The organism is Xanthobacter luteus, assembly GCF_040049235.1.
Classification (GTDB): domain Bacteria; phylum Pseudomonadota; class Alphaproteobacteria; order Rhizobiales; family Xanthobacteraceae; genus Xanthobacter.
The window spans coordinates 1,308,952-1,323,497 of the sequence record NZ_JBDZDO010000001.1 but is presented as its reverse complement, the minus strand read 5'-3'; the positions used below and the strand labels follow the sequence as shown (position 1 = coordinate 1,323,497).

The 14,546-nt window shown below is 65.6% G+C and carries 21 protein-coding genes; 16 read left to right on the top strand and 5 right to left on the bottom strand.

All coding sequences use genetic code 11. The features are described 5' to 3' along the window. The first annotated feature begins 27 nt into the window (after positions 1-27). A complete protein-coding gene (locus ABLE88_RS06495) occupies positions 28-2,097 on the top strand; it encodes an ATP-dependent helicase (RefSeq protein ID WP_348830623.1) in 2,070 nt (689 codons plus the stop codon). Between the two features lie 56 nt (positions 2,098-2,153). On the opposite strand, the gene ABLE88_RS06490 is transcribed toward ABLE88_RS06495, so the two are convergent. Continuing rightward, a complete protein-coding gene (locus ABLE88_RS06490; protein ID WP_348830622.1) occupies positions 2,154-2,426 on the bottom strand; it encodes a hypothetical protein in 273 nt (90 codons plus the stop codon). Between the two features lie 366 nt (positions 2,427-2,792). Here ABLE88_RS06490 and ABLE88_RS06485 point away from each other — a divergent pair, with 366 nt between their 5' ends. Further along, positions 2,793-4,031 carry a site-specific integrase gene (locus ABLE88_RS06485; RefSeq protein ID WP_348830621.1) on the top strand — a complete coding sequence of 413 codons (1,239 nt, stop codon included), beginning with the start codon at positions 2,793-2,795 and terminating at the stop codon, positions 4,029-4,031. On the opposite strand, the gene ABLE88_RS06480 is transcribed toward ABLE88_RS06485, so the two are convergent. The 4 genes from ABLE88_RS06480 to ABLE88_RS06465 all read right to left on the bottom strand — a co-directional run bounded on the left by ABLE88_RS06480 (position 4,024) and on the right by ABLE88_RS06465 (position 5,264). After that, complete coding sequence (locus tag ABLE88_RS06480) at positions 4,024-4,233, bottom strand: hypothetical protein (protein WP_348830620.1); 210 nt, start codon at positions 4,231-4,233, stop codon at positions 4,024-4,026. The two genes, ABLE88_RS06485 and ABLE88_RS06480, sit on opposite strands and share 8 nt — an antisense overlap. A 4-nt stretch (positions 4,234-4,237) precedes the next feature. After that, entirely contained in the window at positions 4,238-4,633 is a 396-nt protein-coding gene (locus ABLE88_RS06475; protein WP_348830619.1) for a hypothetical protein, read from the bottom strand. A 234-nt stretch (positions 4,634-4,867) separates the two neighbouring features. Beyond that, positions 4,868-5,053 carry a hypothetical protein gene (locus ABLE88_RS06470; RefSeq protein ID WP_348830618.1) on the bottom strand — a complete coding sequence of 62 codons (186 nt, stop codon included), beginning with the start codon at positions 5,051-5,053 and terminating at the stop codon, positions 4,868-4,870. A 1-nt stretch (position 5,054) separates the two neighbouring features. Then, on the bottom strand, positions 5,055-5,264 hold the full coding sequence (locus tag ABLE88_RS06465) for a helix-turn-helix domain-containing protein (protein WP_348831100.1): 210 nt from the start codon (positions 5,262-5,264) through the stop codon (positions 5,055-5,057). A gap of 95 nt (positions 5,265-5,359) precedes the next feature. Here ABLE88_RS06465 and ABLE88_RS06460 point away from each other — a divergent pair, with 95 nt between their 5' ends. The 14 genes from ABLE88_RS06460 to ABLE88_RS06395 all read left to right on the top strand — a co-directional run bounded on the left by ABLE88_RS06460 (position 5,360) and on the right by ABLE88_RS06395 (position 14,543). Then, positions 5,360-5,662, top strand: a complete 303-nt coding sequence (locus tag ABLE88_RS06460) for a hypothetical protein (protein ID WP_348830617.1) — start codon at positions 5,360-5,362, stop codon at positions 5,660-5,662. 538 nt (positions 5,663-6,200) lie between these two features. Then, positions 6,201-6,863 carry a hypothetical protein gene (locus tag ABLE88_RS06455; protein ID WP_348830616.1) on the top strand — a complete coding sequence of 221 codons (663 nt, stop codon included), beginning with the start codon at positions 6,201-6,203 and terminating at the stop codon, positions 6,861-6,863. A 1-nt stretch (position 6,864) separates the two neighbouring features. After that, positions 6,865-7,110 (top strand): helix-turn-helix transcriptional regulator, encoded by a 246-nt coding sequence (locus ABLE88_RS06450; RefSeq protein ID WP_348830615.1) that lies wholly within the window; start codon positions 6,865-6,867, stop codon positions 7,108-7,110. Next, complete coding sequence (locus tag ABLE88_RS06445) at positions 7,107-7,415, top strand: hypothetical protein (protein ID WP_348830614.1); 309 nt, start codon at positions 7,107-7,109, stop codon at positions 7,413-7,415. The genes ABLE88_RS06450 and ABLE88_RS06445 overlap by 4 nt, the downstream gene beginning before the upstream one ends. Next, on the top strand, positions 7,412-7,660 hold the full coding sequence (locus ABLE88_RS06440) for a hypothetical protein (RefSeq protein WP_348830613.1): 249 nt from the start codon (positions 7,412-7,414) through the stop codon (positions 7,658-7,660). The genes ABLE88_RS06445 and ABLE88_RS06440 overlap by 4 nt, the downstream gene beginning before the upstream one ends. Beyond that, the gene (locus tag ABLE88_RS06435; RefSeq protein ID WP_348830612.1) at positions 7,660-8,310 is read left to right on the top strand and encodes a hypothetical protein; all 651 of its coding nucleotides are present in this window, start codon (positions 7,660-7,662) and stop codon (positions 8,308-8,310) included. Before ABLE88_RS06440 ends, ABLE88_RS06435 begins: the two co-directional genes overlap by 1 nt. Then, positions 8,307-9,341: an AAA family ATPase gene (locus ABLE88_RS06430; RefSeq protein ID WP_348830611.1), complete on the top strand. Its 1,035-nt coding sequence runs from the start codon at positions 8,307-8,309 to the stop codon at positions 9,339-9,341. Before ABLE88_RS06435 ends, ABLE88_RS06430 begins: the two co-directional genes overlap by 4 nt. A 322-nt stretch (positions 9,342-9,663) precedes the next feature. Beyond that, the gene (locus ABLE88_RS06425; RefSeq protein ID WP_348830610.1) at positions 9,664-10,890 is read left to right on the top strand and encodes a phage portal protein; all 1,227 of its coding nucleotides are present in this window, start codon (positions 9,664-9,666) and stop codon (positions 10,888-10,890) included. After that, a complete protein-coding gene (locus tag ABLE88_RS06420) occupies positions 10,890-12,446 on the top strand; it encodes a phage major capsid protein (protein WP_348830609.1) in 1,557 nt (518 codons plus the stop codon). Before ABLE88_RS06425 ends, ABLE88_RS06420 begins: the two co-directional genes overlap by 1 nt. A 13-nt stretch (positions 12,447-12,459) precedes the next feature. Beyond that, positions 12,460-12,846 (top strand): hypothetical protein, encoded by a 387-nt coding sequence (locus ABLE88_RS06415; RefSeq protein ID WP_348830608.1) that lies wholly within the window; start codon positions 12,460-12,462, stop codon positions 12,844-12,846. A gap of 229 nt (positions 12,847-13,075) precedes the next feature. After that, complete coding sequence (locus ABLE88_RS06410) at positions 13,076-13,339, top strand: spike base protein, RCAP_Rcc01079 family (RefSeq protein WP_348830607.1); 264 nt, start codon at positions 13,076-13,078, stop codon at positions 13,337-13,339. A 9-nt stretch (positions 13,340-13,348) separates the two neighbouring features. After that, positions 13,349-13,672 carry an HNH endonuclease signature motif containing protein gene (locus ABLE88_RS06405; RefSeq protein WP_348830606.1) on the top strand — a complete coding sequence of 108 codons (324 nt, stop codon included), beginning with the start codon at positions 13,349-13,351 and terminating at the stop codon, positions 13,670-13,672. 150 nt (positions 13,673-13,822) lie between these two features. Continuing rightward, a complete protein-coding gene (locus ABLE88_RS06400; RefSeq protein ID WP_348830605.1) occupies positions 13,823-14,140 on the top strand; it encodes a head-tail connector protein in 318 nt (105 codons plus the stop codon). Beyond that, entirely contained in the window at positions 14,127-14,543 is a 417-nt protein-coding gene (locus ABLE88_RS06395; RefSeq protein ID WP_348830604.1) for an HK97-gp10 family putative phage morphogenesis protein, read from the top strand. Before ABLE88_RS06400 ends, ABLE88_RS06395 begins: the two co-directional genes overlap by 14 nt. Positions 14,544-14,546: the final 3 nt, after the last annotated feature.

The window sequence follows — 14,546 nt, the reverse complement described above, 5'->3', positions numbered from 1 at the left end:
CCAATCTTAGCCATGGGATTGGGACCGGTGGGGGCAGCGACGGCGTATCTGGACGATCTCAATCCCGAGCAGCGGCGTGCGGTCGAACATGGCGTGGCGGAGGGCGCGGTGCCGGCCGCCTCGCCGCTTCTCATCATTGCCGGCGCCGGGTCGGGCAAGACCAACACCCTGGCCCATCGGGTGGCCCATCTGATCGTGGCCGGCGCCGATCCGAACCGCATTCTGCTCATGACATTCTCCCGGCGTGCCGCCGCCGAGATGACAAAGCGCGTGGAGCGCATCTGCAACAAGGTGCTGGCGGGACGGGGCAGAGTCCTGACGGAGGCCCTGACCTGGGCGGGCACGTTCCACGGCATCGGCGCCCGGCTGTTGCGGGACTATGCGGAGCAGATGGGGATCGACCCCGCCTTCACGATCCATGATCGGGAGGATGCCGCCGATCTCATGAACCTCATTCGGCACGAGCTCGGATTTTCCAAGACCCAGTCCCGCTTTCCCTCCAAGGGCACCTGTCTGGCCATCTATTCCCGCGTGGTCAATTCCACCCAGCCGCTGGCGGAGGTTCTGGCCCGCGCCTTCCCGTGGTGCGCCGGCTGGCATGACGAGCTGAAGCAGCTCTTTCGCGCCTATGTCGAGGCCAAGCAGGCGCAGAACGTGCTCGATTACGACGATCTTCTGCTCTATTGGGCGCAGCTCGTCACCGAGCCGGCGATCGCACGGGACATGGGCGCACGCTTCGACCATGTGATGGTGGACGAGTATCAGGACACGAACAGCCTGCAAGCCTGCGTCCTGCTCGGCCTCAAGCCCGATGGCCGCGGGCTCACGGTGGTGGGCGACGACGCCCAGTCCATCTATGCCTTCCGCGCGGCGACGGTGCGCAACATCCTGGACTTTCCCGGCCATTTCCACCCGCCCGCGCAGGTGGTCACGCTGGAGCGGAACTATCGCTCCACCCAGCCGATCCTCGCGGCCGCCAACGCCGTCATCGGCCTTGCCAGCGAGCGCTTCACCAAGAACCTCTGGACCGATCGCGCCTCCGCCGAGAAGCCGGAACTGGTGAGCGTGCGCGACGAGATGGAGCAGGCCCGCTTCATCGCCGACCGCGTGCTGGACAACAGGGAAGGGGGCACGGCCCTGAAGCAGCAGGCGGTGCTGTTCCGCACCTCCAGCCATGCCGGGCCGCTGGAGGTGGAACTCACCCGCCGAAACATTCCGTTCGTGAAGTTCGGCGGGCTGAAGTTCCTCGATGCGGCCCATGTGAAGGACCTGCTGGCGGTCCTGCGCTTTGCCCAGAACGGACGCGACCGCATCGCGGGCTTCCGCCTCCTGCAACTGCTGCCCGGTCTCGGCCCGGCCTCGGCCCAGAAGATCCTCGATCGGGTCGCCGACCAGCCGGACCCCATTGCTGCCCTGTCGGAGGTGCAGGCCCCGGCGAAGGCGGGCGATGCCTGGAGCCAGCTGGTCGCGACGCTTCAGGGGATTTCCAAGGCGGCCTGGCCCGCGCAGATCGAGCTGGCGCGGCTCTGGTACGAGCCGCATCTCGAGCGCATCCACGAGGATGCCAGCATGCGCGCGGCGGATCTGACCCAACTGGAGCAGATCGCGGCCGGATACGGCTCACGCGAGCGGTTCCTGACCGAGCTGACGCTCGATCCGCCCGATGCCACCAGCGACCAGGCGGGCGTGCCGCTGCTGGACGAGGACTATCTCATCCTCTCCACAATCCATTCGGCCAAGGGCCAGGAGTGGAAGTCCGTCTTCGTCATGAACGTGGTCGATGGCTGCATTCCCTCCGACCTCGGCGCGGGCCAGACCGACGAGCTGGAGGAGGAGCGACGGCTGCTCTATGTGGCCATGACGCGGGCGCGGGATGCCCTGCATCTCGTCACGCCGCAGCGTTTCTTCGTCCACGGCCAGCATGCCAAAGGCGATCGGCACGTCTATGCCGCGCGCACGCGCTTCATTCCGAAATCCGTTCTTGCGCACTTCCAGCCTGTGTCTTGGCCGAAGGCCGGTGCCCAAGAGGCCGGAAACGGCGCGGTCCGGCACGTCAAGATCGACGTGGGTGCCCGTCTGCGAAGCATGTGGCAGTAGCGGTGTCAGACCCTCCGCATGCCCGCGCCGCAGGCCACGGCGCATCCAGGGGCGCTTTACTGGCGGGTGCCGCGGCCGTGCGGAGGCGTTGGCATCAGGAAGGCGACGATATGATGCCGGTCGCATCCGGGGGGAATTCGCGCTTGCCGCGCCCTGATGAGCCGCCGATCCTGGTTGCGCCCCATCGTCCGCCCGCCCTGCACCATCCGCTCGACGCGCATGGACAGCCGCTGGGAGCCAAGTCCGCAGGTCTTTAGGGCGGGGGCGGCAAGCTTATAGGGCTTTTCCACCGGCTTGGCGTTGCGAAGGGCAAGGTCGGTAAGCGGCATCTGGGGGTATCGCTCTTGGGGGTGGCGATGCGATACCCCCAAAAATCCCCCCAATGTTTCCGGATGCGACGGGACCAAGGCCGACGAGACCGGACGCCTCAATGGCAAAAACCTTTGATTTTCAACGCCTATCGGACCGGTTGGACGTGTCTGGATGGTGAAATGGTGCCGCGGAAGGGATTCGAACCCCCGACCCACGCATTACGAATGGCTTCCACCCTATTTTGCTGTAATTTGTGCCGATATGGCTAACGATGATTATACGTGAAATACCAATGGAATAGCCGTTGATCGGAAGTGACACGCATTTTTCGCGTTTGCTCGAATTTGCCTCCTGGTGCTTACATGGCGCTCTAGGAGCGCCCTATGTCAGCAAAAATCACCAAGCGGATGGTGGATGCCGCGCAGCCCTCCGGTGCCCAGTTCTTCATATGGGATTCGGAGGTGAAAGGCTTCGCCTTGCGCGTCACCCCCGCCGGGGTGAAGTCCTATATCCTCCAGTATCGCACGCCCGAGGGCCGATCCCGGCGGCTGACCATCGGCAAGCACGGCTCGCCCTGGACCGTGGATGAAGCGCGGGAGAAGGCGCGGGAGGCGCTGCGCAGCCTGGCGCTCCACGGCATCGATCCCCTGGCGGTGAAGGCAGCGGCCCGCTCGGCGGCGACTGTGGCCGACCTCGTGGACCTCTACCTGAAGGAAGGACCGGCCGAGCGGCCGAACAAGAAGAAGCGGAGCTGGGACACCGACGCGGCCATCGCCCGTTCCCATATCAAGCCGCTCCTGGGCACCACGCCCGTGAAGAGCCTGGCGCGGGCGGACATCGCCAAGTTTCAGTTCGATGTGGCCGAGGGCAAGACGGCGCGCACCAGCAAGACGAAGCCGCGGGGTGCCGCGCGCGTCACCGGCGGCAAGGGCATCGCCGCGCGCGCGACCGCAACCTTGCGGGCCATGCTCTCCTTCGCGGCCGAGCGCGGCATCATCCCTGCGAACCCGGCGGCGGGCGTGAAGCTCTTCAAGCAGGAGAAGGTGGAGCGCTTCCTGTCGGAGAAGGAAGTGGCGACGCTCGCCGCGACCATCACAGAAATGGAAGAGCGCTTCGAGCTGCACCCGTCCTTCGCCGCGTGCATCCGCCTCCTCATGCTCACCGGCTGCCGGCGCGGGGAGATCGAGGGCCTTCAGTGGGAGTGGATCGACTTCGAGCGCGGGATGATCCGCTTCCCGGACAGCAAGACCGGCGCGAAGGTCACGCCCCTGCCGGAGCCGGCGGCGGATATCTTGAAGGCCATCAAGCGCAGGAAGGGCGTGCCCTACGTCTTCCCGGCAACGCGGGGAGGGGAGGGGCACATTGCTGGCCTGTCCAAGGCCTGGGGCGACGTGCGGGAGAAGGCCGGCATGCCCGAGTTGCGGCTGCACGACCTGCGCCACTCCTTCGCCAGCTTCGCGGTGGCGGACGGTGCAGCGCTCTATCTGGTGGGGAAGGTGCTAGGCCACAAGCAGGCGAGCACGACGGAAATCTATGCGCACCTGCGGGATGATCCGCTCAAGGCGGTGGCCGACGCGACGGCGAAGAAGATCGCAGAGGCGATGAAAAAGGCTGTTAGATAAAGCGCACGCTTGGATTTGCAGTCCGTGCCTTCTCTTCCTCGGCGATAGCTTCATCGATCGCGCGAAGGGCCTGTTGGCATTCGATTATGCTCTTGATCCTCTCGTCCTTATCGCCAATCGCCACGGCACTAGTGCGCCTTGTTTCGAGCACATATTCGCGAAGCTCTTTGAGTGCGGCGATCTGTTTATCAGCCTCCGGCATGGCTCTATCTCCTATGCTTAGGACCGTTACGTAACGATTTCACTTCCGCATAAGGCCCTTCCTGATCGTCCTTGCGTGGCTTGAGGCCAAGACCTTTGCGAATGACATCTATGTCGTTCCATCGCTCATTGAAAAGATTATCTGCGCCTTTGCCCAGCCTGGCATAGTATGCGAGGCGCCATCTGTTCACAGCTTCTCGCAAGCCGCACAGATCGATGAGCGGTTCCGGCGCCACCGCCCATTCGTGCCGATCCATCCCGAGGAACTCTTCGCTATCCGCTTCAAGCGGATCATCCACGCCTGTGAAGCTCGACCGGGGCTCGGGGATCGTGGAAGACGATGCGCGGGCCTTCAGGCGCTCGCGGTGCCGCTTCTGACGTTCAGCGTTCGATAAGGCCATGATGCCACCCGTTACGTAACAAGTGGAGCGTGGGCTTGTTACGTAACGGATGTCAAGAGGCCTTCCGCAGATGTGCGCCCGGCCCCTTCCAAATGCCTCCCAGAGGGGCATTTACTCGCGCCCGGGCGCAGGGGGAGTATTTCCCGAGATGGCTCAAAACTGAGCCATGTATTTTCTGGCGCCCGCGCGCTGGGGAGCGTAAGTCTTCGGCGGGGCATCGTGTTTTCCAATGTACTAATCGGGCTTGGCGCCCGCTTTGGTTCCCTGAAGCAGAAAAGCCTTTAGGTCGGCTATTTCCTGCGCTGTAGCTCTGATCGAATCGTTTACAGCATATAACAAATTGTTTGTCTGCTCCTGAACCTCATTTTGCTTGTCGATCGAGCGCTTTAGGTCGATCAGCGCAGCTTCGATATCTTCCATCTCATGTTTCCTTCTTCAACCTCACCCCCGGCCCCTCGCCGTTCTGATCGACGAAGATCACGCCCGCGGCTTCGAGCGCAGCGCGGATAGCGGCGACCGTTTCCGGCGCTCCACTGGAGTGCCCATTCTCAAAGCGAGTAATTGTCATGGCGGAGATGCCCGCAAGCTTCGCCAAGTCCCGCACTCCGATCTGAAGTGCGGCGCGGGCCATCCTACATTGCGCAGGCGTGATGCCTGTTGACACGGTAAACACCCTTATGCATGTTCACAGGGTAAACACCCTACTGTAGTCACCGGAGCAATACAATGCCAGCGAAGTCCGCTGCGTCAAACGTCACCCCTAGGTCTGTCGATCCTCAGGCGTTCGATGCCAAATCGGCGATCGAGGCCTTCGATGCGTTGAGCGAGATGGAAAACCCGCTCATGACCATCTTCGATCTCGCTAACGCGCTGGAGATTATGGCTCCAGAACTTGGAGAAGACGAAAGCTGCTCCGTCTACCGCATTGCGAGCATCATCAAGAGTCAATGTCGCGAGGTCAAAGAATTCAGGGGCGAAGCTTGGCACAAGCTGCACAAGTTCAAGTTTCCGAAGGCACAATCACGCTGAGGAAGGAAGGCATCGATGTCACTAAAATATCTGGAAGGTGACGTGGCAGGATGGTTTCCGCTCAACGTAATGCGTGAACGCAGTCGTTCATGGAACTGGGTAGGGTTGATCATTGACGTTGATCCTGACGACCTAGAGACCTGCGCCAGGCCGTGCAAGTGTCAGCACAGATATCTGCGGGTTCCCGGAAAATACAGGAACCAAGATGCGGCCTGGGAAGCGTTGCTGGATATGCTGGAAACCCGGCACTAGCTTGCCCCGCGTCGGCGGCCGGACCGCTCATAACGGTCTGGTTGCCGTTTCACTCGCGCGGGGGAGGTGCCGACTTTTCGAGATGGCTCAGAATTGAGCCATCCGCTTCGCTAGCGCGAGCAGGGCGACTTTCGCCGTGTCTCTGAAAGGCTTGCGCTGGTTGATCTTTGAGGCGCCGCCCTGTGGAAAACAAGGCCGCGCAAAGTCACGTGCGGCAACCTCCTTGCTTATTCACGTGAACTAGGTCAGGCTCCCGGCAGGCTTATTCGTATGAATGAGGTTGGTAATGGACATCCTGAAGATCGAGGGGCCGCCGGGATTCGACACGCCCGCCTTCGCCTTGTCGCAGGTCGCGGCGGCGACTGGCGTTCCCGTGAACACCATCCGGACGTGGTACGGACGCGGGCATTTCACCATCGGCATGACGGACAAGGAGAACCCCGGCGAGGGGCTCGCCCGACTTGTGTCTGGGCGCACCGCCATCGGCATCGGCATCACCGGCGCGCTCGCGCGAATGGGGGTCACTCCCGGCCGCGCGGCCTATGCCGCGTACACGTTCGCCCACACCGGCGATCAGGACAAGAATGCACCGGAGTTTTGGCGCCTTCCCGGCAGGTTGTGGGGCGGCAGCGTCATGACGGTGCTTGCCCTTCCCGCCATCGCCGATGACCTCCCCGAGGTGCGACGTGTGGGGCCGACCGACACATTTGCAGCCCATTTCGCATGGGCGCTCCCCGGTGGCGACCACTTCAATCAGGGCGCCGTCTACCTCTACTTGAACGAACTCGTCGACGCCGTGCGCGTCGCCCTCGGCTTCCCGCGTGACGCGGAAGATTGGCTGCTGAACGCCGAACGGATGGCGGCTCAAGCGATGCTTCCAGATGCAGGCGAGGTGCCGAAGCCCAAGAAGTCGACCAAGACGGCGGCGCGCCGACTCGAGGAGGAGTGAGATGGAAGACCTTCCTCCCCACCTGAACCGGAAGTGGTTCCGCCCCGAACAGGCTGCGGAATACATCGAACACGCGACAGGTGTCCCTTGCGCCCTGGCGACCCTCGCCACCTGGCGCTGCCGCGGTGGTGGCCCGGCTTTTCACAAGGTCGGGCGCGCCGTCACCTACCACCGGGCCGAAATCGACATCTGGGCTGCGGCCCGCGTCGGCGCCCCCATGAACTCGACTTCGGAGGTGCGCCCGTGACCTTCGATGATCCCGAGGTGAACGCTTGCCTCGACAACCTGCGGAAGATTGGCGCGGGGTATGCGACCATCTACATGGCGGGCGTCGCCGCGCTCGGCGATAGCGCCGGCCCCGCGGAGTGGGAGCGCCTTTTCGTCCGCGCCCGCGAGATCATCCGGAGCGAGGTCGAGCGCTGGATGAAGGACGAAACCGACCCCTACGCCCCGCATGCCGCCGAGCTGATGGTGCAGACGATGGAGGAGTCCTTCTTCTCCGCCCTTGGCGCCATGTCGCTCGCGGTGCAGCCCGCGGAGGGCACGGCATGAGCGCCAAGATCTTGCCCTTCGAGCCCCGGCCCGTGTCGCGGATCGTGATCGACGCCGGCACCGTCACGGCCTCGCCGTTCCCGCACGAGATGGGGCAGTACCGTTTCTTCGTGACCTTCGTCGACCCGGACGGGTGCTCGCTCGGCATCTGGGACGGCGCCTCCTATGACGAGGCCCGGCGGGTGGCGAGCGAGTGGGAGCGGGAAGGTGCCCGTCTCGTGGATCGTTCGGGGAGGCTCCATTGATGGTAGGCCTTCGCGAACAAGAAGGCGCCGAAGTGGCTGGTACCCACTCCGACGCCCGCGGGATGGATTTGCTTCCCCTTCCCAGCCCGGAACCTAGCTTCGGACCCCTGCCGTCGCAACTGGAATGCGAAGCCCTGGCGGCCGGCTTTCCGAGCCGCGAGGCCATCGCCGCGCTGCGGGCCGCCGGTGTGCCCGATACGGCCATCCGCGACTTCTCCCCGACCGAGGCCTCGGCCCGGTTCTTCGCCCGGCGGCGGTGGGATTACGATCCGGCCGGCGCTCCCGTCCTTCTCCTCATGGCGCGCGACACCTTCGGCGACGTGATCGACGTGATCGCCTGGCCCATCGCCCGGCCGGAGAAGTGGGCGCGCATCTCTGGCCGGGCCACCATCCTCGGCGAGGAGCATCTCGCCTGCCGGCTCATCGACGATCCGGTGCCCGTCTTCCGGACGCCGCTCGCTTGGCTCGCGTCCGGCGGCCGCGGGATCGTGATTCTCGATCCGGTGTACGCATGGCGCCGCCTGCGGGAGGGGCCGCCCCTCTCCGGCGAGGACCTCGCGCACGCCCGGGACATCCGCGCGGCCCTGGCGCCGCCTGAGCCGCCCAAGGTCTTCGTGCGCTCCACCACCGCAAGGAGGGCCGCCGCGTGACGGACGTGATCGCGCTGGATGCGTTCGAGCGCCGCGGTGGCCGGGAGCCGCCGCGCAAGCCGCCCACAGTCTTCACTGCGTTCGACCTGATGGCCGAGCAGTTCGAGCCGGTGAACTTCATCGTGCCTGGGTATGTGGCCGAAGGTCTGACGCTGCTCGCCGGCAGGCCGAAGCTGGGCAAGTCGTGGCTGTGCTTGGAATGGGCGTATGCGGTGGCCGAGGGCGATACTTGCCTCGGCGGCATCCGCTGCATCCAGGGCAGTGTGCTTTACCTGGCTCTAGAGGATAATCGGCGCCGGCTTCAGCGCCGCTTGCGCAAGATCATCGTGTCGGGGTTCGAGGCGCCGGAGCGCCTCCACCTTGCCACCGAATGGCCGCGCGCCAACGAGGGCGGTATCGCGGAAATTAAGCGCTGGATTGACGAAACCCATGACGCCCGCCTCGTCATCGTGGATGTGCTGGCCATGTTCCGGCCGGCGCAGACACCACGCGATGCCGCGCCGTATGAACGGGACTACGGAGCCATCAAGGCGCTCCAGGCGCTGGCCTCGGAGACGGGTGTGGGCATCGTCGTCGTGCACCACACCCGCAAGGGCGCGGGCGAGGCGGACCCCTTCGAGAAGGTGAGCGGCACGCTGGGGCTCACGGGCGCGGCCGACGCGGCGGTGATCCTGGACCGCGACGGGAACGGCGCGAGCCTCTATGCCCGCGGCCGGGACATCGAAGAGCTGGAGAGCGCGGTGGAGTTCGACCGCGTCTCGTGTCGCTGGCGGGTGATCGGAGAGGCTTCCGAGGTGCGCCGCTCTGATGAGCGGACGCAGATCCTTGACGTGCTGAAAGACGCCACGGAGCCGTTGAGCCCCAGCGACCTCTCCGGCGCTCTTGGGTGGTCGAGCGCCAACGTTCGCCAGTTGCTCTTCAAGATGACGAAGGCCGGCGAGGTGGTGAAGGATGGGAAGCACTATGTCCATCCCGAGCGAATGGACCTTCTGAGGGCGCCACGTCCGCAAGAGGAGGACGACGAGGAGTAGGTCCGTTATCGCGTTATCGGTGTTATCGCCCCTCGGTGTTATCCGCCCATAACAGTGACCCCCGATAACAGCGATAACGCCGGTAACGCCCGATCTGACAGGGTCTGCGGGGCTTCCCCGTGGACCCTTCCGCGCGCCTGGGCCTCACTCTCTCTTTCTCTAAATATCTCTCGATATTGATATCAGAAGACACCCCTTCATCTGCGCACCTATAGCCATGGAACAATCATCATCAATTGAGCGCATAGACAGTCAAGGTCACGTGCCTATTGAAGGCCTGACTATACTTGCCATTTGACTTGGTTCAGCCAAATCATGGCGCATGCTTCATCGCATTCGACAGTTCTTTGCTCCCGACCGGAAGTCGCTCGCCTCGCCTGATAGCGATTTGCGGGCGCTCTTCGGCGCGTCCAACCCCACGGCGGCGGGCGTGAACGTGGGGCCTGGAACTGCCCTTCAGGTTCCGGCCGTGAGCGCCGCGGTGCGCGCCATCTCCGAAGCCGTCGCCACGCTGGACGCGAAGGTGATGGTGGGCGAGGACGAAGCGCCGGAACACCCGGTGGCGATCTTGCTGCGGGACCGCGCGAACGACTGGACGTGCTCATTCGAGTTCATCCGGGACATCGTCGCGTCGGCGCTCCTGCACGATCAGGGCGGCCTCGCGTGGGTGAACCGTGTCAACGGCCGGCCGGTGGAGGTGATCGCCTATGATCCCTCGCGCCTGACTGCACAGCGCCACGAGGACGGCACCGGCGCCTATCGCTACTTCCTCAACGGCCGCGAGATGCCGGCGGCGGATATCATCCACCTTCGCTCGCCCTTCGGCCGCTCGCCCGTGTCCCTGGCGCGGGAAAGCATCGGCCTGTCCATTACGCTGGAGAAGCACGCGGCCAAGCTCTTCGGCTCCGGCTCGCGCCCTGCCGGCATGGTGAGCTTCAAAGACCGCATGACGCCCGCGGCGATCCAGCAGGCGGCGGCGGCATTCCGCGCCATGCTGGAGAGCACCAAGACCGGCAACACGGCCTTCATGGACGGCGGCGCCGACTACAAGCAGCTTGTCCTCTCCAGCGTCGATGCACAGTTCGCCGAGCTGGTGGCCTTTCAGGTGCTCCAGATCGCCCGCGCCTTCCGCGTGCCGCCGCAGATGCTCTTCGACCTCACGCGCGCCACCTGGTCGAACAGCGAGCAGATGGGCCGCGAGTTCCTGACCTACACGCTGGAGCCCTGGCTTCGCGCCCTCGAAGGTGCGCTCGGCCTGGCGCTCTTCAGCGCGGACGAATCTCGCACGCACCGGGTGCACTTCGAGCGCGACGACCTAACGCGGGCGGACCTTGGCCAGCGCGCCACCGCCTATAGCTCGCTCATCTCGGCCCGCGTCGTGAACCCGAACGAGGTGCGCGCCTGGGAGGGACTGCCCGCCTATGAGGGCGGCGACGCCTTCGCCAATCCGAACACCGGCGCCAATCAGGCCGGCGCCGCGGCACCGCAGGATAATGCCGGAAATCCCGGCAATGAGCCTCCGGCCCCCCAGCCCGAGGGGGCGGCGTGATGGAACGGCTCACGCTCGACTGCAAATTCCTGACCGATGAGGCCGGCGCCGTGACCGGCATCGCCTGGCCTTTCGGCTCGCCCGATCGCGTGGGCGACATGGTGGAGAAGGGCGCCTTCCGCGCCTCGGTAGGCAAGACCCTGCCCATGCTCTTCGCCCACGACCAACGGGACACCGTGGGAGTGTGGGATGCCGTCACCGAGACCGAGAAGGGCCTCGAAGTGCGCGGCCGGCTCCTGGTGCAGGACGTGGCGCGCGCCCGCGAGGTGCACGCGCTCGCCAAGGCCGGCGCCGTGGGTGGCCTCTCCATCGGCTTCGTCACCAAGAAGGCCGCGCCGCGCAAGGGCGGCGGCCGGACCATCTCCGACCTCGACCTCGTCGAGATTTCCATTGTGGCCGCGCCCGCGCACCCCGGCGCCCGGCTCACCAGCATCAAGGGTGCGGAGCATATCGACATGACGGAACAGACCGCGGCGGACACCACGCCGAAGCAGGAGGCGGCCGACGTGGATGTTGCCGCCCTCGTCACCAAGGCGCTGGAGCCCGTGCAGAAGGGCTTCACCGAGCGTCTCGACAAGATCGAGGCCAAGCTCAACCGCCCGGCCGGCGGCGAGAAGAAGGACGACCCGAGCGCCGAGCGCAAGGCCTTCGCCATCTACCTGCGCCACGGCGACCGCGCGCCCGTCGATGAGCTGAAGACCCTCACCGTCTCCAGCGATCCGCAGGGCGGCTATCTGGCGCCGGCCGAGATGAGCACCGAGTTCGTGCGCGACCTGGTGGAGTTCTCGCCCATCCGCACCCTCGCCAGCGTGCGCACCACCGGCGCGCCGAGCGTCACCTATCCCAAGCGCACCGGCATCACCAACGCCAAGTGGAAGGGCGAGACGCAGGCGGCCGAGGAGAGCGAGCCCGGCTTCGGCCAGCTCGAAATTCAGATCCGCGAGGTGAATACCTATGTGGACGTGTCGAACCAGCTTCTCGCGGACAGCGCGGGGCAGGCCGAGGCCGAGGTGCGCCTCGCGCTCGCCGAGGACTTCGGCCAGAAGGAGGGCCTCGCCTTCGTCGAAGGTGACGGCGTGCTGGAGCCCATGGGCCTCCTGACCGATCCCGGCATCGCGTACACGGCCAACGGCCACGCGACCAACCTCTCGGCCGATGCCCTGATCACGTGCATGTACGCCCTGCCGGCGGCTTATCGCCAGCGCGGCACCTGGCTCCTGAGCGGCAGCACCCTGGCCACCATCCGCAAGCTCAAGGATGGGCAGGGCAACTATCTGTGGCAGCCGTCCTATGCCGCCGACGTGCCCGAGACGATCCTCGGCCGGCCGGTGGTGGAGGCGGTGGACATGCCGGACGTGGCCTCGGGCGAATTCCCGATCCTCTTCGGCGACTTCGCCACCGCCTATCGCATCATCGACCGGCTCGCCCTGTCGATCCTGGTGAACCCCTACAGCCGCGCCACCGAGGGCATCACGCGCATTCACGCCACCCGCCGGGTGGGTGCTGGCGTCGTGCAGGCCAAGGCCCTGCGCAAGCTGAAGATGGCCACGAGCTGAGGAGGCCAAGACCATGCGTGACATCGCATCGAACATTTCCGTCGTGCAGGTGGTGGCTCCGGCCGTGCAGGCGGCCACCGTCACTTCCGAGGCCATCGACCTCCTGGGCGTGAACAGCGCCATGGTGGTGATCAATACCGGCGCCATCGCCTCTTCCGGGAACTTCACGCCGAAGCTCCAGGACAGCGACACCACGGCCACCGAGGACTTCGCGGACGTGGTGGCGGCGCAGCTTCAGGGCACGTTCCCCTCGGCGCTGGAGGCCAACGCCGTCGTGAAGGTCGGATACGCCGGCTTCAAGCGCTACGTGCGCCTCGTCATGACGAAAAACTCCGGCACGTCCATCGCGGCGGGTGCGGTCCTCGTCTCCGGCGGCGCCACCGAGCGGCCCGTCACCTGAGCTTTGTGGGCACCGACTTCTGAAGGGCGCGTAGCGGCCCGCCCCATAGCGGAAAGTCCACCTGCCCGGTGCCCGCGGCGCAAGCCGTTCATATGGGGTTCAAGGTGGACAAGGTCGCGAGCACCAGCGCTGCAATGGGCAGCCGCCAAGGGCTCGGCAATCGGGTGGATACCCGAACGGGAGGGGCTCCGGATGGATCCCCTCCCACACCACCAAGAGGAACAGAGACATGGCAGACCCCTTTTCCAGCTACAGCGCGACGCCCGCCACATTCGGCACCAAGGGGCGGATCGTGACCCCTGGCAGCTCCGACCTCGATCCCATCGCCAAGAGCATCACGGCGCTCACCACGGGCAACGTGACCGTCGTCCCTGTCGAGAACGCGAACGGCGACACCCTGGCCTTCACCGGTGTGCCCGCGGGCTGGGTCTGTCCCTACCGCGTCCGGCGCGTGACGGCGGCCACGGCCACCATTGCGACTATCGAGGGCTGACACATGCCCATGCGCGCCCCTCGCATCTGCGGCTGCGGCCATCGCATCGTCTCTGGCGAGCGGTGCCCGTGCGAGCGCAAGCGGAAGGCCGAGGCGGACACCCGCCGGCCGAGCGCGAGGGAACGCGGCTACTCGACCAAGTGGGACGTGGAGCGCACCGCCTTCCTGAAGGCACACCCGACCTGCGCCCGCTGCCCCAGCCCCGCGACGGTGGTGGACCACAAGGCGCCCCACCGAGGGGACCACAAGCGCTTCTGGGACCGGTCCAACTGGCAGCCCCTGTGCCGCCCCTGCCACGACCGATGGAAGCAGAGCCGGGAGCGCAGCGCATGAGCCCGCGCCACGGCGTCGCGCCCTGCCCCATGCCGGGGGTGGTTTCCGACTTCCTACCGTCCGGCCGGGACCGGCGGGGGAAGATCGCGCGTCATCGAGCCCATTTCGCACTTTTTCTCATGGGTTTGACCTGTTCCATGAGGTTCCGTGATGGTTGACACCACCGACATCGTGTCCCTCGCGGACCTGAAGGCACACCTCAACGTCACCACCGACACGGACGACGGCGTGCTCGGCGGCATGCTGGAGGCGGCGCGCGGCTTCATCGAGGGGTGGTGCGGGGGCTTCGACGACATCGAGGGCGACGTGCCTCACGCGCTGAAGCATGCCCTCAAGCTCTACGCCGGACACCTCTACGAGAACCGGGAGGCCACCACCTTCTCCGGCTCCGGCTCCGAGGTGCCGCTCGGCCTCTTCGACCTCATCAACCCGCACCGCAAATGGGCCTTCGGCGATGGCGAAGAATAACGGCCTCGCCAGCTTGAACCGGCGCCTGAAGGCCATCCCGGCCGTGGTGAAGGAGGCGGTACAGCCCGCCTTGACCAAGGCCGGCGCGGACCTCGCGAAGGACATGCGCCAACTCGCCGAGGCGTCGCGCGACACCGGCGACCTGATCGAAAGCATCGCCGTTACGCCGGCCGGACAGCGGACGCCTCCCTATTCCCAGCCGGGGGGCGAGCAGGTGGTGCCCGAGAACGCCGTCATGGTGACGGCAGGCAACACCAATGTTCGGTACGCGCACCTGGTGGAATACGGCACCACCGCGGCGGCGGCGCAGCCGTTCTTCTGGCCCGCCGTCCGGCTCAACAGGAAGAAGCTCACGGGGCGCATCAAGCGCGCCGTATCGAAGGCAGTGAAAACCGCGAGGTGAAAA